Source organism: Desulfotomaculum copahuensis, assembly GCF_001655685.1.
Lineage (GTDB): Bacteria > Bacillota > Desulfotomaculia > Desulfotomaculales > Desulfovirgulaceae > Desulfotomaculum_G > Desulfotomaculum_G copahuensis.
On record NZ_LYVF01000188.1, the window covers coordinates 1 to 18,940 of the forward strand.

The 18,940-nt window shown below is 59.7% G+C and carries 16 protein-coding genes; 4 read left to right on the top strand and 12 right to left on the bottom strand.

Annotated features, from left to right (window positions below):
- From A6M21_RS15080 to A6M21_RS15095, 4 genes are all read right to left on the bottom strand, one after another.
- Positions 1-1,172: glycosyltransferase family 4 protein (locus tag A6M21_RS15080; RefSeq protein ID WP_161486092.1), on the bottom strand; the 1,172-nt coding region annotated here is incomplete at its 3' end.
- Positions 1,173-1,272: 100 nt separating this feature from the next.
- Positions 1,273-3,756, bottom strand: coding sequence for a S53 family peptidase (locus tag A6M21_RS15085; RefSeq protein ID WP_066670521.1), 2,484 nt, complete (start codon positions 3,754-3,756; stop codon positions 1,273-1,275).
- Between the two features lie 23 nt (positions 3,757-3,779).
- The gene (locus A6M21_RS15090; protein WP_066670523.1) at positions 3,780-4,277 is read right to left on the bottom strand and encodes a copper amine oxidase N-terminal domain-containing protein; all 498 of its coding nucleotides are present in this window, start codon (positions 4,275-4,277) and stop codon (positions 3,780-3,782) included.
- A gap of 177 nt (positions 4,278-4,454) precedes the next feature.
- The gene (locus A6M21_RS15095; RefSeq protein ID WP_066670525.1) at positions 4,455-4,997 is read right to left on the bottom strand and encodes a tetratricopeptide repeat protein; all 543 of its coding nucleotides are present in this window, start codon (positions 4,995-4,997) and stop codon (positions 4,455-4,457) included.
- 354 nt (positions 4,998-5,351) lie between these two features.
- Between A6M21_RS15095 and A6M21_RS15100 the strand changes: the two genes are divergently transcribed.
- The 3 genes from A6M21_RS15100 to A6M21_RS15110 are packed head-to-tail and all read left to right on the top strand — an operon-like array spanning position 5,352 to position 8,567.
- Positions 5,352-7,019 carry a hypothetical protein gene (locus tag A6M21_RS15100; RefSeq protein ID WP_151191972.1) on the top strand — a complete coding sequence of 556 codons (1,668 nt, stop codon included), beginning with the start codon at positions 5,352-5,354 and terminating at the stop codon, positions 7,017-7,019.
- Between the two features lie 18 nt (positions 7,020-7,037).
- Complete coding sequence (locus A6M21_RS15105) at positions 7,038-8,024, top strand: glycosyltransferase family 2 protein (RefSeq protein WP_066670529.1); 987 nt, start codon at positions 7,038-7,040, stop codon at positions 8,022-8,024.
- Between the two features lie 21 nt (positions 8,025-8,045).
- On the top strand, positions 8,046-8,567 hold the full coding sequence (locus tag A6M21_RS15110; protein ID WP_066670532.1) for a GtrA family protein: 522 nt from the start codon (positions 8,046-8,048) through the stop codon (positions 8,565-8,567).
- Between the two features lie 103 nt (positions 8,568-8,670).
- On the opposite strand, the gene A6M21_RS15115 is transcribed toward A6M21_RS15110, so the two are convergent.
- The 6 genes from A6M21_RS15115 to A6M21_RS15140 all read right to left on the bottom strand — a co-directional run bounded on the left by A6M21_RS15115 (position 8,671) and on the right by A6M21_RS15140 (position 15,224).
- Complete coding sequence (locus A6M21_RS15115) at positions 8,671-11,241, bottom strand: Ig-like domain-containing domain (RefSeq protein WP_066670535.1); 2,571 nt, start codon at positions 11,239-11,241, stop codon at positions 8,671-8,673.
- Between the two features lie 69 nt (positions 11,242-11,310).
- The gene (locus A6M21_RS15120) at positions 11,311-11,511 is read right to left on the bottom strand and encodes a ribbon-helix-helix protein, CopG family (RefSeq protein ID WP_066670538.1); all 201 of its coding nucleotides are present in this window, start codon (positions 11,509-11,511) and stop codon (positions 11,311-11,313) included.
- 66 nt (positions 11,512-11,577) lie between these two features.
- A complete protein-coding gene (locus A6M21_RS15125; RefSeq protein WP_066670541.1) occupies positions 11,578-11,814 on the bottom strand; it encodes a hypothetical protein in 237 nt (78 codons plus the stop codon).
- 393 nt (positions 11,815-12,207) lie between these two features.
- Positions 12,208-13,164, bottom strand: coding sequence for a tetratricopeptide repeat protein (locus A6M21_RS15130; RefSeq protein ID WP_066670543.1), 957 nt, complete (start codon positions 13,162-13,164; stop codon positions 12,208-12,210).
- A 17-nt stretch (positions 13,165-13,181) separates the two neighbouring features.
- Positions 13,182-13,643, bottom strand: a complete 462-nt coding sequence (locus A6M21_RS15135) for a hypothetical protein (protein ID WP_066670545.1) — start codon at positions 13,641-13,643, stop codon at positions 13,182-13,184.
- A gap of 27 nt (positions 13,644-13,670) precedes the next feature.
- Positions 13,671-15,224 (bottom strand): O-antigen ligase family protein, encoded by a 1,554-nt coding sequence (locus A6M21_RS15140; RefSeq protein ID WP_066670548.1) that lies wholly within the window; start codon positions 15,222-15,224, stop codon positions 13,671-13,673.
- A gap of 262 nt (positions 15,225-15,486) precedes the next feature.
- Here A6M21_RS15140 and A6M21_RS15150 point away from each other — a divergent pair, with 262 nt between their 5' ends.
- Entirely contained in the window at positions 15,487-15,990 is a 504-nt protein-coding gene (locus A6M21_RS15150) for a copper amine oxidase N-terminal domain-containing protein (protein ID WP_151191973.1), read from the top strand.
- Between the two features lie 438 nt (positions 15,991-16,428).
- Here the strand turns inward: A6M21_RS15150 and fliY are convergent, their stop codons facing one another.
- Complete coding sequence (fliY, locus tag A6M21_RS15155; protein WP_078060764.1) at positions 16,429-17,952, bottom strand: flagellar motor switch phosphatase FliY; 1,524 nt, start codon at positions 17,950-17,952, stop codon at positions 16,429-16,431.
- Entirely contained in the window at positions 17,945-18,937 is a 993-nt protein-coding gene (fliM, locus tag A6M21_RS15160; protein WP_066670555.1) for a flagellar motor switch protein FliM, read from the bottom strand. The genes fliY and fliM overlap by 8 nt, the downstream gene beginning before the upstream one ends.
- Positions 18,938-18,940: the final 3 nt, after the last annotated feature.

Here is an 18,940-nt window from a genome sequence, read left to right on the forward strand (position 1 = left end):
TCCGTTACCCGCCGCTGCAGGCGCGCCGCCGTGTCCGGGCCGGCGAAAAACTGTTTCAAGCGGCGGTAGAGATCTTCCGCCGTACCGTTGAATTTGAGACAGTTCTCCCCGTCCCGGAAAAAATCCGCCAGGCCGGGAATATCGCTCAGCAGCAGCGGAATGCCGATCCAGTTCAATTCGTGGGCGGCCAGGCAGAATGTCTCCGCCCGCGACGGAATCACCGCCAGGTCGCAGGCCAGAGCCAGCGCGGGCAGTTCCGCCGGATCGATTTTTCCCGTAAACGTAAAATTTTCCCGGAAGCAGTCCGGGATTAAACGCTCCAGCTGCGCCTGCGTCGATTCCCCGTTGGCGGCGGGCATGTCCGGCCCGGCCAATAAAAACCCGGCCTCCGGCTCGTCGCGGGACAAATATTCCACCGCCGCCCGCACCAGCAGGTCCGCCCCCTTGATGTGCTGCAGTTTGCCGTAAAAAAGCACCCGCGGCGGGCGCGCCGGCTCACGCCGGCGGGGATGCGCCCCGCCCGGACCGGGGCACTGGTAGCCGGGCGGCTGCACCAGGCACTGCTTCTCCAGGGCGTAATGATCCGCGTACCACCGGACGGTCCCGGCGGAGGGGGCCAACCAGGAGTCGCAGCAGGCCAGGCAGAAGCGCTCCATATCGTACAGCTGCCGCCGGTCCGGCGTGAACAGCTCCTTCCCGTCGGCGGCGTCACAGATCTCCGCGCTGCCGTGCAGGCGCACCCAGGCCGGAACGTCCGTCCGGCCGCGCTGCGGCCGCATTTTGAAATACACGTACCCCTGCCCGAGGTAATCGGCGAACTCGATGCCGTCCACCCGCTCCCGGTCCAGGAGAAACTGCAGGCATAAATCGACCAGGTAGGCGCGCCAGTAATAATAAAACCGGAAATCGTCCGGCCCGGCCTCCGGCTCCCCGTAGGCGCGCATTTCCTCCCGCCGGGCGGTTAAAAGACCGTCCACGGTATGGACCGCCGCCCCCGGTATGTTTGCCGCCGCGTAGGCCATAAAGGCCTCTTTCTGCCGCTCCGCCACATCCAGCAGCATCAGCGGTCTGACGCCCTGCCGGGCCAACTGCGCGGCATTTTCCCCGAGCAGGCGTCCGATGCCGCCGCCGGTGCCCGGCCAGATTTCATTGCTGACGAAACAAACGGTCAATGATTTATCCATGCTAACAGAAATACTACACCGGCGGCAAAATACCTGCCGTAAAACCCGCCCGGGGCGAAAAGAAAAAAGAGGTGGGATTGGAAATGGCTCACTGCACATTAACTGCAGCGGTGTCAAACACGGAAAACCGGGCTGTATTCGGCGCGTAGTGATCCTTGGCGTAAACCACCAGGTGGTAGACGCCGGGCGATCCGGCGGTAAAGTGGAAGCTGTTTGCGGACGAATAATCGCTGCCGTGCCACGACCCGTCCGGCGACTGATACCAGAACTGGTATTCCGCTCCGGTCAGGCCGGCTGCCAGGGCGGTCAAATCAACTGTGCCGCCGGTAACGGCGCCGGCCGGCGCGTTCAGACGCACACTGCTGGCCACGTTCAAAACAAACGACTGCCGGTAAGCGCTTGTCCAGCGGCCCGCCGCAAAATCGTTTTGATCCAGGGCGTAGACCACCACCACATAACTGCCCGGCTGCAGGCTGTCCAGCGCAAAAGTATTGCGGGTGGAATAATCCTGCGCCGCCCGCCAGCCGGTGGCGTCATGCACCCAGAACTGGTACTCCGGGACTCCGCCCGGATCGGCGGCCGCGGCTGTGAACACGGCCCTGCCGCCGGCCGGCTGGCTGCCGTTGGGACCGGTCACCGCCAGTGCGCTGACCGCCGGCCGGCTGCTGAAGAAAGTAATCGTCACCGGAGCGCTCTGCACCGGTGCGCCGCCGGATCCGTCCCCGGATCTGGCGCAGGCCAAAACCGTATAGGTTCCGGGAATGCTTTCAGTAAAGGTGAAACCGCCGCTTCCACTGTAGTCCCCGCTGCTCGACCAGGACTGGTCCAGCGGGTTTTGAATCCAGAATTGGTATTGCGGATTGGTTATTCCGCCGGCGGTGGCCGTAACAGCGACATTGTCGCCGGTAGCGGCCCGCAGGGAATCCGCCGTTATTGAAACCGTAGGAGCGGCCGAAAAACCGGTCAGCGCCGTAATCAAGTCAAAAACCCGCGGCACCCCCCAACCGGTGACCATGTTGTAGCCGCTGCCGCACTGATACGGGCCGTTGGAGCCCTCAGTCACCGGCCGGACGGCCCGGCTGCCGGCGGCGCCCAGGCCGTACAACGCCTGATTGACGGCGCCCAGGGGCGGCCTGTGCTGCCGTGCCTGCGCCTGATCCACCAGCACGATGGCGGCGGCCACTTCCGGCGCAGCCGCGCTGGTCCCGCCGTCGGAGGTGCCGTTGTCGTAGTTCCAGCCGCCGTTGTAGTACAGGGCGTAGCCGGTTTCCGGAGCGGCGTCAAAGGCGATGTCCGGGGACATGCGGTAACCGGAGGCGGGCAAGAACGCCCCCTGCTGCCAGGCCGGCGCCGGAATCAGCCAGCTCGGACCGCCGCCGCTGCCCGTCCAGCCGGTTTCCCCGGCCAGCGAGCCGTCCGCCGCGTTCAGCTGCAGCTGTGTGCCGCCCACCGCGGTAAAGTAGGGATCTTCAGCGGGAAAAACGGGATGATCCCCTCCGTCGTCACCGGAGGCGCCCACAAAAGTGATCCCTTCGGCCGCGCCGGCCTGCAGGATTGCGTCCATTGAGACGTAAAAATCTTCGGTCAGCTGCCCGTCGTCCGAACCCCAGCTCAGGCTGACCACCTGCGCCCGGTGATCATTGACCAGTTGACTGAAGGCGTCAATCATATCCCGGGCCGTAGCCGAGGCGGGCGCCTCATAAACCAGCAGCCGGCAGCCGGGGGCGCTGGAGAGCAGGTTTTCCACATCCATGGTCGTTTCCACCGACGAGTTGTCGTTAAAGTCGACCGCACCCGAGCCGCCGTCCACCGGCACCACCTCAGTCCCGCCGCCGGACGGCAGATCCAGACCGCCGGTGAACTTGTCCACATCCGACTGGTTGAAGGAAGCAAACGTAACCACCGCCGCCGTCACCCCGGCGCCGTTCAGACCGGCGGCATAGGCCTGATCAAAGCCGTAAATTTTATGTATTTCCGCCGGAATGTAGGGGGGCGTGTACGGCTGCCGGCCGAGCAGGGGGCGAATGGCCGGCTTTTTTATTTTTATCGAACGCCGCAGCGAGTGAAAGGCCTGGAAGTTGTTCAGGCCGAACACGCCGGCCACGCCGGCGGACAGATCCGGCGGCAGCGTCACCGGCCGGTCGTTGGCGAAAAACTCCTCTCCCTGGTACACATAGCGGAACAACTGCACGTGCAGCGCCTTTGCCACCGCCGCCGCCGTGCCGCCGGCGCTTATGGTCAGTCCGCCGGCGCCGGGGTTGACAGCCAAACCGCACTGCATCAGGTAATCAATCAGCGGCTGTTCCGCCGCCGCCGCAGGGGTCCGGAACCGCGAAGCGGCCTGTTCCCGCACCGGCGGGTCAAATTTTTCCTGCGGGCGTAGCACCACGGTCAAGGACAGCATGCGGTCCGGATCAAGCGGGCCCACCTGCCGGCAGCCCGGATCGCCGAGCAGCGGCAGCACACTGCCGGCCAACGGAACACCGCCGTCCGCGCCGGCCGCAAAGGCCGGCACCGCTCCGGCAAGCAAAAAAAGGCAGAGCAAAAGACTGATCAAGCGCTGGAAATTCAACACTTTCCCTCCCCGAATTCAATTTATTCGATCACCGCCGCCTGCGCCGTGGCATCCCAGCGCACCTGAAAACCCAGTGCCTCAGCCAGTGGCCGCACCGGCGCCATCAGACGCCCGTTTTGCAGCACGGCCGGCGCGTCCAGCATGATTTTCCGCACACTGATGTACTGAGCGGCAATTCCCCTGCCCGGGGCGTCGGTCAGCTCGATCCGGTCGGCGCCCGCCCGGAGCACCGCCGTATAGCGGCGTGAACCCCGCTCCAGGATCATTGTCGCGCTCTGCGTTTTATCCTCCCAGCTCACACCGGCCCCCAGCGCCGCGGCCAGATCACGAACAGCCGCATAAAGGTGCCCGTTTTCAAGCACCGGCGCCATCTGCAGCCGGTAAGCCTGTCCGTCAACGGTACCGGTGTTTTTGCCGGCCGCAATCACCGCCTTTGCCGGCCCGGCAAAAGCAGGAGCGGCAAAAACAAAGGGCAGGCAAAACAAAAGGACGGAAGACAGCACGATTTTTCTGAACAAAAATCAAACCTCCTTTACAATAGTATCGAAATTTTTCCAGCCGGCTTAAATCAGCAGCTTACATGCCATTATACTATACCGGCCGGCAACAGCGCTGCAGTTATCTTATGGTAAAAGAAACGGCCCCTGAATTTAACATCAGGGACCGCCGGCGGCGAATATTTTTATCATACCGCTCTACTTGGCAAACTGCCTGGCCATAGTGAGCAGATCCTTGTTCTGCGGGTTGTTCTGCAAGCCTTCCCGCACGGTGGCCAGGGCGGCCTTTTTATCATTCAGATAAGTGGCCTGCATCGAGGCCAGATTTACATAACTGACAATGTTGTGCGGGGCCAGCTTGAGCGCCTGCTGGTATTCCGCCGCCGCCTGCTTGTAGTTTTTCATATCCCGGTAGACATTGCCCAGGTTGTTCAGATAGGTGGCGTTTTTCGGGTCCAGCTTGATCGCCCGCTCGTAATACTGCGCGGCCTCGGACAGCTTTTTGGCGTTGTACAGGCCCAGGGCGGCCTGGAACTGCGCCGCGGCGCTGTCCTTGTGGGCATCGGCCTGCTGCACGAATTTACCGGCGTTCTTGGCCAAATCGGCGCCCGCATTGGCCGCCGGCGCGGCTGCCTGTCCGGACGGCGGGGACGGCGCCTGCTTGCTGCCGCACCCGGCGGCCAGCACGGCCAGCAGCAACAGGACAGCAATCGCAATCAGCGGCTTGTAAGACCTCTTCATCCTTTAACTCCTACCTCCATGTTTTACTGTATTTAACTCCATATTATGAACCGCCGGACCGGGCCTGTCAACCCGGATCAACGCCGGAACAGCCCCGCCAGGCGGCGTGATCGTGTCTTACTGCCCGGCAGATTTAAAGATTTCCGGGCTTTTAACTTAAAACGCCCGCAGTCACGGCTAATTTACTCTGTAATAAAACCGGCAAGGCCAAAAGAAAGCGCCAATATGGTAAACAATTACCTCCCTGGCATATGATCCGGGAAATTTGCGTCACCGGCAGGATTGCAGGTAAACCCGTCGAATTTTGAAATATCTTATTATAACTCCAAAAGCCGGCAGGTGTTGGTACTCGAAATGCGCAAACGGAAAAAAAGAAGCCCGGTTGGTCAATCTTCCGCGCCGGACGGTTTTTCGGCGATTAACAAGATCAAACCGCCCCATCTGATTGCTTTGCTTTGGGTTTTAAGCACGGGCATTGCAGGCTGGAAGTACTTCCCCATGCTGGATGACTGGTATTGGTTGGTCAAACCGAATATCGTACCGAACCGCTGGTCTGTTGTTATGGACAACTACACCACCCGGCCGTTGGGTGATCTGCTGAATATAGGCCTCTTCTCCAGATTTTGGCCGCATCTCGATCTGCTTTCCCTGCTGATTTCCTTCATCGTGCTGGCGGCCGCCGCTGTTTTTTATCAAATTGCGCGCCGGGAGTTCCATCTGCCGGTGTGGGGCTTTGTGATCTGCCTGCTCTGGTGGCCGGCGTCTGTGGAAGGACAGCAGTGGCTGGGGGCGGCCACCTTTATAGCGCCGGGAATGCTCTTCCTCGCCCTGGGTCTGCATTTCATCGCCGCCTACCGGGATGGTGCTGATGATGCACGCCGGCGGCTTTACTGGCTGAGCGGGTTTATCTGCACCACGGCCGCATTTCTCTCCTATGAGCAGTTCTGGTTCTGCGGGCTGGCCGCCGTTGTTGCTCTTGCCTTGCGCGGCAAAGACCGCCGCTGGCAGGGGGCCGCGGCTGGTGTTCTCGCTCTCGCTGTGACCGCATTGTGGTATTTGAGCATGAGTCCGGGCGCCGCCGCTGCACTTGCCGCCCGGAAGCCGCCGGACAGCATATCTGCGGTATTATTTAACTTAAACGCAGTTACCAGGCAGTTGTCGGAAATCTGGGGACCGGTGACCAGAAGCGCTTTTGCCAGGCCGCCGCTGATCGTGCGCTCGGATTTTGATCTGGCGCTGCTTGTTTTATTGATCACAGCTTTTGCCGTATGGCTGATGGCCGGGGAATATAAACAAAGCAATGTTCAAAAGATTAATCCTCAAAAGATTGTGTATCTTTTTGCCGCCGGAGCCGCCTGGCTCGTACTGTCATATACCCCCTGGCTGATTACCAGTTATGATTACATCAGCCTGCGTTCCGTATATGTCGCCACACCCGGGATCGGGCTGGTTGTTGAAGGGGTGATCTGCCTGGTTGCCTGCCTGGTTAACCGGCTGATTGGAAACACCTCGCTTAAAAATTTATTAAGGACGGCTTCAATGGCCGCTCTTTCATTTTTCTTTTGCTACCTGGTTTTGATACACGTTTCGGAGGTCCGCTCCTATCTCATCGCCGGCTGTTTCGATACGCAGGTCGGTCAGGAAATTACAGCCGCCCTGGGAAAATGGGGACTGACAAAAGAGCCGGTGGCAATTCGCACCGACAAATATGGTTACTTACCGTGGGACTTTTACTACCATGAACATATCATATCCAGCTGGGCCTCCGACTGGGCCGGCACCGACGCCCTTTACGCCTTGTCAAACGGCCGTCTGCATAATCCGATTGAAATAATACGTTCGGATCAAGAAGCTGAAAAACTGGCCGCGAACAAGAAAGATAAAAGAGCCTGGGTTATTCTCACCGGCCGCGGCGAGGGGACCGGGATCAGAAAGACTTTCCATCTGGCGCCGTGCCTGGTGATCCGCTACCGGGCCGCCTGGCCGGTATTGGAGGTCGAAGACGCCCAAACATACAATTGAGGCCGGTGGAGGTTCGCCATGTATCACTTAATATCCGTGGTTTGTCCCATGTATAATGAAATGGATAATATTACTGCCTTTTACGAGCGCACGGTCAAGGTACTGACGGATACCGGACAGCCCTTCGAATTAATATGCATCAACGACGGCAGCTGCGACCGGACACTTGACAGACTGATCGCCCTCAATCAACGGGATAACCGCGTCAAAGTAATTGATCTGTCCCGAAATTACGGCAAGGAAATTGCCATGAGCGCCGGTATAGACTACTCCCGGGGAGAGGCGGTGATCCTGATCGACGCGGACCTGCAGCACCCGCCGGAAATGATCCCGGCGCTTGTAGAAAAGTGGCGTGAGGGATATGACGTGGTCTACGCCACCAGATCCGGACAAAACGGCGAGCCGTGGCTGAAAAGATGGACTTCGCACATATTCTACAAGGTTATAAACAAGCTGACCTCTTTTGATGTTCCCGGGGACACCGGGGATTTCCGCCTGCTGGACAGGAAAGTGGTGGATGCGCTGAGGCAGTTGCATGAACAGCATCGCTTTATGAAGGGATTATTCAGTTGGGTTGGTTTCCGGCAGACCGGGGTGACTTACAACCAGGAACCGCGGCATGCCGGAAAAAGCAAATGGAATTACTGGCAGTTGTGCAATCTGGCCATTGAAGGGATTACCTCGTTCAGTTACACCCCCTTGCGGTTTGCCACCTTTTTCGGGTTGGTTGTCGCTTTTCTATCCATTGTTTATGGAATTTATCTCATCATAGACACTTTGCTTCACGGCAACCCGGTGCCCGGTTACCCGTCACTGATGGTGATGATTTTGTTCCTGGGCGGCGTGCAGCTCTTTACAATCGGCATTATCGGTGAATACATCGGCCGCACTTATATTGAAACCAAAAAAAGGCCGCTTTACTTTGTGCGCAGTACCCGCGGCTTTGATACCGCCGCGCCGGTGGAAATGAAATGCGGCAGCGGCCGTTCGGAGGACGCACAATGAAAACGGCAGGGAAAGCATTATATGGGTATTAATTTTTTCAGACGCCGCTTCCAGATAGTAAAACAGCTCCTTACATTCGGGCTTGCCGGCCTGTTTTCCACCGCCGGACAAATCGGCACCCTCGTCCTGCTGGTGGAGCTTTGCGCATGGCGCCCGCTGCCCGCCTCAATGCTCGGTTTTGTTGTTTCCCTCCTGATATCCTATTCCCTGAACTACCGTTTTACCTTCAATATGCGCGGCAGCGCCCATACCGCTTATTTTCCCAGGTACGCCGCGGTCTGTCTGGCCGGCCTGGCGTTAAATTCGGGCATAATGTACATAACTGTCCAGCTATTGCACTGGTGGTATGTTGCCGGGCAGCTTTGCACGATCACCATCGTGCCGCTTTCAAATTTTATCTTGAACAAATATTGGACCTTCAAGGTGTCGGGCGTCTCTCAAATTCCGGCACTCAAGTTGGCGGAGCAGTTACAGCCTGCTGCCGGTCCGGGGAATGCCGGCGAAAATACCGCCAGCCACAGTTTAAGCCACGGGAATGATTGACGATGCATTGAAAATTCCCAGTGCTTGGCGGAATAAATGATTCGTCGAAATTAAGAAAGACCCAAAGGGATTTCCCTTTAGGCCTTTCTTATTTAAAAATTAGCTAGTTTACTGCAACTGTGGTTCCGGCTGTCACTGGGTTTAAGAGAGCAGATGTATCCTTGATTGGGGATGCACCAGCAGTAGTAATAGTGTGGGGTTTTGTCAAGTCAAGAGTCCCCGCTGGCAAGGTAAGTTTAACTTTATTGTCAAAACCAGGAACCGGATCAGCAGTTATTGTAGCTGGAGCCAATGCAACGCCGTTTTCATTAATCGTAAAGTTGGCTTTGACATCTGTGGCAGCACCAACAGTCACATCTTCACTAAAAGTCAGAACAATGGTAGCATTGTCAACTGCCTGGGCTGATTGAAGCACAGGCGGAACGTTGTCGACAACGGCAACAGGAGTTACGGTAGGTGTCACAGTAGCACCGGCAGCAGTTTGAACGCCTGAGACGCTCAACAAAGCGGCAGGATCAGACTTGGCAATGCTGTTGGCCGGCAGGGTTATGGTGGCAACCGTCATGGTTGGGTCTAGCGTTATCGTAGTGCCAGCCGGCATCGCGGCTCCGTTTAGACTGTAGTTGCCAGGATCAGTTGCAGACCCTGTCACGGCACCACCTTTAACTGCAGCACTATATGTGGCGGTGAATTTATTTGTACCAGCATTAGCCAATGTAACGGTAAGAGCGGCAGGCGGATTGGCAGAATTACCGAAGTCAATCACCTGGGTGCTGGCAGCGCTTTGGTTTGGAGTCAGGGCTGTATCGGTCACAAATCCGGCCGGGAAAGTGAAGGTGTACTTACCGCTCAAAGCCGTAGCAGCTGTCAAAGGAATAGTGACTTGAGTATCACCGGCAGACACCGGGTTGGAATTGGGCGCAAAGAATCCGACAGTTCTATCTACGCCATTGGCATCGACAACAGTAACACCAGTTGTAGAATAACCGGCGGAAGCTGCCAGGCCTTTGCTGTAGGTCAATACAATATTAGTAACCTTACCGCTGACATCCTTATTGAAGTTGGTGCCTGTAATAGCCGGGGCTGTTGTATCTTTTGTCAGGGTGACCGGAGCAGTTGTCGCGACCATGGCGTTACCATATTGATCTTTGATATTATTCGTGAATACTACAGTGTAGGTGCGGGATGTTTTAGTATTGTACATAGTAGGATCGGTAATTGGAACAAGGAACTTCGTCCCGGTTGCATCTCCCGGTAGAGGTGTCACGGCACCAATTGGTACATTGTTTAACAATTCGTCTTTAACTGAAATGTTGGCGGCTGTAACAGTAGCGGGATCCATTTTAGTGGAGAAGGTTACCAAAATATTTGTATCACTATAAGCGGATACGCTGGCCGTGGGTGCATTAACATTCTGAATGACATTAAAATTAACTGTTGTCGGGTTGGGACTAATCATATTGCCGGATAGATCCTTCAGGTTAAGCACAACCAGGGCATGCTCTTTGGAAGGATCTAAACTTAAACCGGATATCGTCCCAATCGTATTTGTAGGATCAAGGACAGGGACCACAACTGCTCCATCCAGTTTAAAGATGCTTCCTGCAAGGCTGACTGGTTCACTGAAGGTCACTTTCGCGCTGGTAGCGTTGCCGCTGCCAGAATTGGATACAACACTTACTATAGTTGGAGAAGTCGTGTCAGCAACGGTTATTGTTTTCGTGTAAAGAGGAGCGGTTTCACTTAGATCCTTTGATTTTACTCCATTAATAGTAACAGCAACCGGAGTAGGCGTCGCGTTACTAATTGCAGGGTTTAAGTTAATAAGTACCGTCTGTCCATCGGACTGCAGTACAGCGGAAGCGAAAGTTGCGCCAACTAATGAATAACTTGCAGGAGCCTGCGCGGTAGCGCTATCAACAGGCTTGCTGAAGACAACCTGAATCTGACTGCCGTTAAGAGCGCTCACCGACTGCACCTCTAACTGAGTGCCGACCGAAGTTTTGGCTGACACCGAATGCGTCCAATCCTGCGGCGCGTTGGGGTCGCAGGCATATACCACGATGTTGTAAGTACCGGGTGTGGCGGGCGTAAAGGTAAAGGTGTTTGATGTTGAATAATCTCCGCTGGCCGTCCACTTGGTGGCGTCGACGGGATCCTGATACCAGAACTGATACCGGGCGGCGTGGATGTTGGTCGAAGAGGCGGTCGCGGTTATCTGACCGTTGGCATAGCTGGCATTCAGGCTGACGGTGCTGCCGACATTGAGCACATAGGTTTTGTCGGCGTACACGGCGTTTGCCCAGTTGCCTGCATCAACGTCGCTTTTATCCATGGCGTAAACAGCCACGGTGTAGCTGCCGGCGGCAAGGTTGCTCATGGTGAAGGTATTGGTTGATGAGTAATCCTGTACGGCCGTCCACACATAGTTGGTGCTCGGGCCGATCACCCAGAACTGGTATTCCGGATTGCTGGCGGTATCCGTGCAGTTGGCGGTAAAGGTCACATTGCTGCCGATGGCAACCGGTGTGTATGAGTTTGCCGGTCCGCTGACGGTGACGTTGCTCACCGGGTTGCTATCGGCGAAGGCTGGAATGGCGGAAAACACCATCATGGCCATCATGGCCAGCACCAGCAGTACGCTCAGTTTTTTCATATTGGCTGACTTATGCATTAAAAGCACAATCCTCCTTTTCGGGCGGTCGGGCCGCCCCTCTGGGTAGTTTTGGGTTTGACGCGGTCTTCATTTCCTGGTGACTGATGCTTTCGTCCCAGCGCCGGATTCATCCGCTTTTTGCAGGTAGGATTTCAGGGCGTCGGCCACAATCTCCCGCTGGCTGAGGCCGGTTTCCATGGAGCGCTGCATCAGTCTTTCCTTCAATTCCGGGTAGACGCGCACCTGGAAGGCCACGTACGCCCTGGCGCCGCCGATGACATTAGCCAAACACGCTCACCTCTCACCTCCCACAGTCGTATATCCCAAGTCTGCCGGCGCGGTTCCACTCGACGGCTACCGCCGGTCCGGACGGTCTTCATCCTCCCCGCCGGTGCCGTCCTCCTCCTCCTCGATTTGCTCGCTCTGCGGGGTGAGTCCCGCGTCCAGGTAGTGCTGCAGGGCGGCGATGACAATGGAGGCCTGGCTGACTCCCGTTTCAAAGGACCGTCGGGCCAGTTTTTCTTTCAAATCCGGCGAGATCCGCACCTGGAACGAGACATACGCCTTGGGACGGCTGTAGATATTGGCCAATTAGATCACCTCTCACCTCCTGGCTGATCTTTTTACGGTTGAGAATCAACCGCCGGGCGTCACCTCCCCAGTGCCTGTATGTTTATTCCTCACCCCGGATGACGGGGTGAAAGCGGTTGGCTGAAATTGGGTGGGTTTGGGACCTGGAATGATCCCCCAGTACCAACTATAGTTGAGTGGTTGGTTGCATTACATGGTGATTGGTTCCTATTACACAGGCATATATTCTCTGCTGTTTTGGATAATCCTCCAAAAAGAAACAAAATCTCTGGGAAAATCTTTCGACATTATTCGACATTTACCATTGCTTTTTGGGCGTCAAAAAGGACCGGGTTTTCCCCGGTCCCGAAGCGATCCGTCATTAATTTTCAGGCGGCGCGGGACACGCATTCATTAAAGCACGGGCGTTTTAACCAGCTGGCTGTACATGTTTGTGTAGCCCTTGTTTACGGCATCCGCCTGCTGGAGCAGCTTCTGCGCCTCCGCCTCTTTGCCCTGCTTGTGCTTGAGCACGGCCAGCCAGGTCAGCGCCTCGCCTTTAGCCTGATTGTCGCCGCTGGCGGCCTGCAGGTCCTTTTCCGCCTGCGGCTGCTGGCCGAGCATGTATTCGGCCTCGCCCAGGTAGAGCTGCAGGTGCGGGGTGACGGCCAGCATCGGAGCGTCCTTCCAGAGGCGCTTTTCTTCCGCGCCCAGGCCGTTCACCCGCGCCTGGATCATGGCCGGCACCTGCAGCGCTTCCGTCAGGTGCCTGCGGGCGGCGTCCTTCTGTCCGGCCTGCAGTTCGCCCCGGCCAGCGCCGGCGTAAACGGCGGCCAGCGTTTCGTACCAGTTGATCTGGTAGGGGGCCAGTTCCACCGCCCGGCGGGCGTGTGCGACCGCTTCTTCGTACTTGCCGTTGGCCAGGTAGGCCTGGGCCAAAAGCGCCCTGGCGTCAGCCAGCCTTTCGCTGCGCGCGGCGGTCTGCAGCGCTTCGGCCAGCGCCTGCCGCGGTTGGCCGGTAGCCAGGTAGACGCGCGCCAGTTCGCCGTGGTAGTCGGCGTTGAACGGGTTGTAGGTGACGGCCTTCTGCAGATCGGCCAGGCCCTGCTGGGCGTTGCCGGCCTGCAGCTGGGCGCCGGCCTGCTGGGCGTAGTTGCCGGCCGCAGCCAGCGAGCCGCCGGTGAGAAATACCGCGGCGCACAGCACGGTGGCGGCGGCCAGCACGGCCGGCCGGGCCGGGCGGTGCTTGTCCTGTCGCCGGCCGGCCGGTTTCGCCGCTTTAACCTGGTTCGATTGTTTCAATACCTGTTTGACCGGCGGTTCGGCGGAGGCCGGGATGGCCACCGGTTTTCTTCTGCTCTTTTTACTCATCATGCGCTCCTGTTTGTTTATTCGCGTGCCAGCATTTTATCCAGCGCCTGCAGTGCGGGCGGCAGCGGATTGACCTTTTTCTTCAAATATTTCAGTTCATACTCATGTCTGCCGTACATTTCGGCAATAATGTCGATCTTTTCCAGGATGTCATTTTGCGCCGACCGCAATGCTTTCTGGCCATCCAGCAGCTCAAATACAGCCGTCTGCACGGCTTTCATTTCCCCGCGCATCTTTTCCTGTTCGCTGCGGAACAGTTCCTGGCCGGCCGCCAGAGCGGTCACTTCCCGGCGCAGATCCGCCTGGCCTTCCGCCAGGGAGATCACTTCCCCGTGCATTCCGGCCTGGATTTCCGCCAAACCGGTCACTTCCCGGCGCAGACCGGCCTGGCCTTCGGCTACAGTGCCGATCATTTGCGCCAACCGGGCCACCTGTTCTGTCAGCCGGTCCACTTTTTGATGCAGGGTTTGGTCTTCCATCCGGATCACCCCTGGTTTTTGTTACCATTATAACCGGCCCTGTCCTTCCGCGCCAGTCCATTTTCCGGCCAGGGCGCGGGCGCAGGCGAAAAGCGTCCATAAGACCAGGGTGAGGGCGGACAGGGACAGATCGAAGTCGATCAGCGCGTGGGCGCCGATGGCCAGCGCGGCCACGGTCACGGTCCAGATCAGGGCCTCTCCGGTGCCGCCCGGTTCCGCCGCCCGGTGGGCGCGGTGGCCGGCCCACAGAAAGCAGATCCAGATGCCGAGCACCACCAACAGTCCGATCAGGCCTGTTTCCACCGTCACCTGGAAGTAATAGCTGTGCACCTGATTGGAGTTGTACAGGTAGCCCTGGAAGCCCCGGTAGGCCTCCTGCCAGCCGCCGCCGCCCCAGCCCAGGACGGGCCGCTGTTTGATCATGGCCAGGGCGTCCTTGACGAAGTACATTCTTTCAATGGCGTCCCGCAGGTATTTGAATGTATCCACTTTATGCAGGTGCAGGGCCAAAAAACCGGCCGCCCCGGCCACCAGCACAACCAGTATGCCGCCCAGGGTCAGGTTGACCCGCCGCTTGACCGCGGCAAACCGGTCCACCCAGCCGGCCAGCCGAAAATTCCAGGCCCACTGTCCGGCCAGGGTGAGCACCAGTCCGGCCAGCATCCACAGCCAGGCCGCGGCCATCTGTTTGGCCGTGGCGGCATTGATGAACAGGCGGGCGGCCGGATAGGCCAGGATGCCCAGGAACACCAGGTGCAGCAGGACGGGCAGGCGTTTTTGCCAGTGCAGGCCGATCAGGTAGAGCACCACGGCCGCGCCGGTGACCAGCAGGCCGCCCCGCGATTTGGTGCCGAACAATACAGCCAGCAGGATGAAGTCAAGCGCCTTATAGAGATAGCCGAAGGGACGGCTACGCAACAGCCTGTCCGGCAGCGTTTTGAGCAGTGTACGGTCGGTAATCGCGTCGCGCAGGGCCAGTGCGCCGTATTCTGATTTGAAGAAGAGGCCCAGGAACACCGCCGCCGTCAGGTAGCTGGCCAGGGCGTTGGGGTACTGGAAGGTGGAGTAGATGCGCCCGCCCAAAAAGCCGTCTTTGACACTGGCCAGGCCGGTGGCGGTGAACAGCCCGGCCAGGGCCACGCCCACAGCGGCCAGGTAGATCACATGCAGCAGCCGGATCGCCTCACGCTGCCCCGTCACCACCTGCACCGCCGTCCAGTAAACCAGGAAATAGAGGACGTTCTTCACGATCTCATCCAGCGCCAGGCCGGCGTTCACCGCCACAAAGGAGGACAGTATGTACGCCGCCGGCAGGGCGAGGGCGAAATAGTCCAGCGGGTGGGAGAGAAAGGCATAATCGCGCCGGCCGTGTTTCCACAGCCAGGCGCACCAGCAAATCAAGGCGGCCAGCATGAGCGCCCGTTCCTGATCGGCAGCGAAAAACAGGCCGCGGAAGAAGGGCGGGAAAAAAAGCAGCAGGGCCAGGCCCCAGAAGGCCGCCTGGTAGGTCCAGGGTTCGGCGGCGGCCGGCTGTACGTTTATTTTTGTTTTGGCCGCGTCGAGGGCGACAATTTTAGCCATGTGCACGCTCCTTAAATATGATTTATGGCATAAACTTTTTTATTCTACAAAAATATTTTAAAATCCTGCCTGGCGGCATGAAAATTTCCGCGCCCCCGGCGCGGGGTCCGCCGCCGCGGGCGGCGTTTGATGCGGCGGCCGCACAGCCGCCGGCGCTCTACCGGAATGGGCGGCCGGCGGCGGACATCCGGCGGCCGGGGCAGGAATATTTGGAATGCTGTCGAAGTTATAGTGCTTAGTGCTGGAAAAGGAGGTGAATATATTGCTCAAAAAGGCTTTATTGCCCCTGCTGGCCGGTCTGGCCCTGGCCGCGGCCGTGTATATGGCGCCTGCGGCCGCCCCGGCGGCGGCCGCCACGGCCGGCGCCCGGACCGCGCAGACGGTCACCGCCGCTGTTTACAGTCCGGCGCAGCCGGCCGGCATCGCAGTATTTGTAAACAGCAAAAAGCTCACTTTCGACGTGCCGCCGGTGGTGGAAAACGGGCGCACGCTGGTGCCCCTGCGGGCGATCTTTGAAGCGCTGGGCGCGCAGGTGGGTTGGGACGGCAAGACAGGCACCGTCACCGCCAAACGCGGCGAGGTGACCGTCAAACTGACCCTCAAGCAGATCAAGGCCTACCGCAACGGCAAGGCGGTCACGCTCGAGGTGCCGGCCAGGCTGGTCAAAGGCCGCACCATGGTGCCGCTGCGCTTTGTCAGCGAGGCATTCGGGGCGCAGGTGAACTGGAATGCGAAAACCCGGGCGATCACCGTTGGCCTGAAGTAGCAGGCTGAAGGGCCGGACACGTCCGGTATGCCCGGGCGTGGACAAAAACATCCGGAACATGGGGCAAGCCCTGTGAGCCGCCGGCTCACAGGGCTTGTTTGCGCTCCACGGAAGGCGCGGCACGGACGGGTTTGTTCGCGCTCCACAAGAGCGCGCGTGACACGGGCGGGACTTGTTTAACGTCCCACGGTAACGCGCGCCGGTACGAACGGATTTGCTCGCGCTCCACAAGAGCGCGCGTGACACGGGCGGGACTTGTTTAACGTCCCACGGTAACGCGCGCCGGCACGGACGGGTTTGTTTGCGCTTCACTGAAACACGCGCGGACACGGGCGGGGTTTGTTCACCCTCCCGCGTACCGCCGCCCGCCGGCAACCGCACTGCAGGACGCCCGGGCACACCAGCCGGACCCGCCACCGGCCGGGCCGCACCGCCGGTTTAATGCCGCGGCCCGAGCTGCTCCACCCGTTCTTCCGGGCTGATGATGCTGTTGATGCGCACGCCGAAGTTCTCGTTGACCACCACCACTTCCCCGCGCGCAATCAGCGTGCCGTTGACCAGCACTTCCACCGGCTCGTCCACCAGGGAGGACAGCTCCACGATCGCCCCCGGGGTGAGCCCGAGCACGTCTTTGATCGGCCGCCGGGAGCGGCCGAGCACCACGCTCACTTTCAACGGGATGTCCAGCAGCAGTTCCAGCTTGCGCTGCTCCTCCTCGCTGAGCACGGTGCGGCGGCCGGCGCCGTTGCCCGGCGGGTGCGCGGCCCGGGCGCCGTTGCCGGCGGCGGCGGGCGTTTCCCCGGCGTTAATGGCGCCCGCGGGTGCCGCGCCGGCCGTATCCGCGGCGGAAGCGCCGGCGGCGGGCGTTTCCGCTGGCGCGCCGGCGGCGGCCGGCTGCTCCCAGTCCGCCGGCTCCACCAGCTGCGCCAGCAGCAAGGCGGCCTCCTCGCGCGCCGTGGTTATGCTCATGATCTGCATGATTTCCGTGTCCACCAGCGCGCCGATGGTCATCTTGAAGGAAACCACCACGATCGGATCCTCCGTGGGCAGGCGGTAGTCCACCCGGCCTTCGGTCATCTCCAGCACCGTAGTGGCGGGCGGCGATATGTTCACCGTGCGGTGGAACATGGTGGCCAGGGAGGTGGAGGCGGTGCCGATCATCTGGTTCATGGCCTCCGAGGCGGCCGAAAGCTCCATTTCGGAGATCTGCTCCGCGGCGTGCGTGCCATCGCCGCCCATCATCAGATCGGCCATGATCATGGCGTCCTTGAGCTGGATGATCAGCACGTTGAACCCCTGCAGCCCTTCTTTGAATTCCACCTGGATCACAATGTAGGGGATTTTAAAGCTCTGGAACAGCTTTTCCTGCAGGCAAGTGACCACCCGCGGGCTGGTGATGTTCACTTTCTGCCCCAGCAGTTCCGACAGCGTGGTGGCCGCCGAGCCCATCGAGATGTTGCCGATTTCACCCAGGGCGTCCTGCTCCGCAGGCGAAAGCTCCGCCGCCTGCCGGCAGGCGGCGCTGAGCAGGCCGCCGTCATCCGGCGTGCCCGCGGCGTCCGGGGCGGACTGCTCCTTGTCCGCCCCGGCGGTGTTCGCGGCCGGCGGCGCCACACCCGGGGCGACCTCCTCCCCGGCCGGGGGGGTGTCTTGACCGCCGGGCGCCCCGTCCGCCGCCGCGCCCTCCCCGGCCGGCCCGCCTGCAGGCGCCTGCTCACCGGCGGCCTCCGCCGCCGTCCCGGCGCCGCCCCCCGCGACGGCCGCCGCTTCCCCGGCCGTACCGGCATCCGCCGCGGCACCGCCCGCCGCTTCCACCGCCCGTTCCGGCGGCGCGGCCGTTTCCCCGCCGGGCGGGGCGTCCACGGCGGCGGCCGTTTCCTCGCCGGCCGGCGGCGCCACCTTGTCCACGGCCTTCAACAGGGCGTCCACTTCATCCTGGTTCAAGAAATTATCGTCAGGCATCTTCCTTCTCCTCCCCGGTGAGCGCGACCACCTGCACGGCCAGGTTTGAGCCGATCCGGCCGGCCTGCACGCCGAACTTCAACTCGCCCTCCACGTATAGATCCAGATCCTGGTTCAACGCACGGTTCAGCACCAGAATATCGCTCTCCCGCAGCTGCAGCAGTTCGCGCACGGTGATTTCCGCCTCGCCCAGCAGCACGTTCAGCTCCACCCGGGAAAATCCGAGCCAGTGGCCCAGGCGGCGGATGTCGTCCTCGCCCGGCGCGCCCACCTGGCGGCTGAACTGCTGGCGCACCGACAGGCGGGAAATCAGCGGTTCCAGCACTATGTACGGCAGACAGAGGTTGATCAGGCCCCGCTCTTCCTCGTTAATCACCACCGAGAAGGTGATCAGGGCGACCACCTCGTTGGGGGAATACAGCTGCTGCATGCGCGGGTTGGTTTCGATGCCCTGCACTTCCGGTGTGACGGCGTAAAAGTCATGCCAGGCAGCGGCCAGGTTTTCCAATATGCGTTCCATCAGCCGGCGCACCACGGTGATTTCGATGTCGGTCAGTTCGCGCATCTGATCCCCGGCGTTGCCCGGACCGCCGAAAAGCAGGTCGATGATCAAAAAAATCAGCTGGGAATCGATTTCGAACAGCGCCGAACCCTCCAGCGGTTTTAAACCGAACACGGTCAGCGCGGTGGGAATGGGAATGGAGCGGATGAATTCCTCGAAAATCATCTGCCCCACCGTGGCCACTTCCACATTCACCGTAGTGCGCAGGTAGCCGGACAAAAAACTGGAAAGGAGCCGGGCGTAATGCTGGTGCAGCATTTCCAGTGTGCGCAGGTGCTCCTTGGAAAACTTGTTCGGGCGGCGGAAGTCGTAGGCCTTGACCTGCCGTTCCCGGCCCTGTTTGGCCTCCTCCATGCTCAGCTCGCCGGAGGTGAGCGCGGCCAGGAGCGAGTCGATTTCCCCCTGGCTTAGAATTTCCTGCATGTC

Bases quoted from the DNA above. Each gene is read 5' to 3' on its own strand.
- A6M21_RS15105 (WP_066670529.1), top strand. From the start codon at position 7,038: ATGTATCACTTAATATCCGTGGTTTGTCCCATGTATAATGAAATGGAT.
- fliY (WP_078060764.1), bottom strand. From the start codon at position 17,952: ATGCCTGACGATAATTTCTTGAACCAGGATGAAGTGGACGCCCTGTTG.
- A6M21_RS15095 (WP_066670525.1), bottom strand. From the start codon at position 4,997: ATGAAGAGGTCTTACAAGCCGCTGATTGCGATTGCTGTCCTGTTGCTG.
- fliM (WP_066670555.1), bottom strand. From the start codon at position 18,937: ATGCAGGAAATTCTAAGCCAGGGGGAAATCGACTCGCTCCTGGCCGCG.
- A6M21_RS15115 (WP_066670535.1), bottom strand. From the start codon at position 11,241: ATGCATAAGTCAGCCAATATGAAAAAACTGAGCGTACTGCTGGTGCTG.
- A6M21_RS15135 (WP_066670545.1), bottom strand. From the start codon at position 13,643: ATGGAAGACCAAACCCTGCATCAAAAAGTGGACCGGCTGACAGAACAG.
- A6M21_RS15130 (WP_066670543.1), bottom strand. From the start codon at position 13,164: ATGAGTAAAAAGAGCAGAAGAAAACCGGTGGCCATCCCGGCCTCCGCC.
- A6M21_RS15110 (WP_066670532.1), top strand. From the start codon at position 8,046: ATGGGTATTAATTTTTTCAGACGCCGCTTCCAGATAGTAAAACAGCTC.
- A6M21_RS15140 (WP_066670548.1), bottom strand. From the start codon at position 15,224: ATGGCTAAAATTGTCGCCCTCGACGCGGCCAAAACAAAAATAAACGTA.
- A6M21_RS15100 (WP_151191972.1), top strand. From the start codon at position 5,352: ATGCGCAAACGGAAAAAAAGAAGCCCGGTTGGTCAATCTTCCGCGCCG.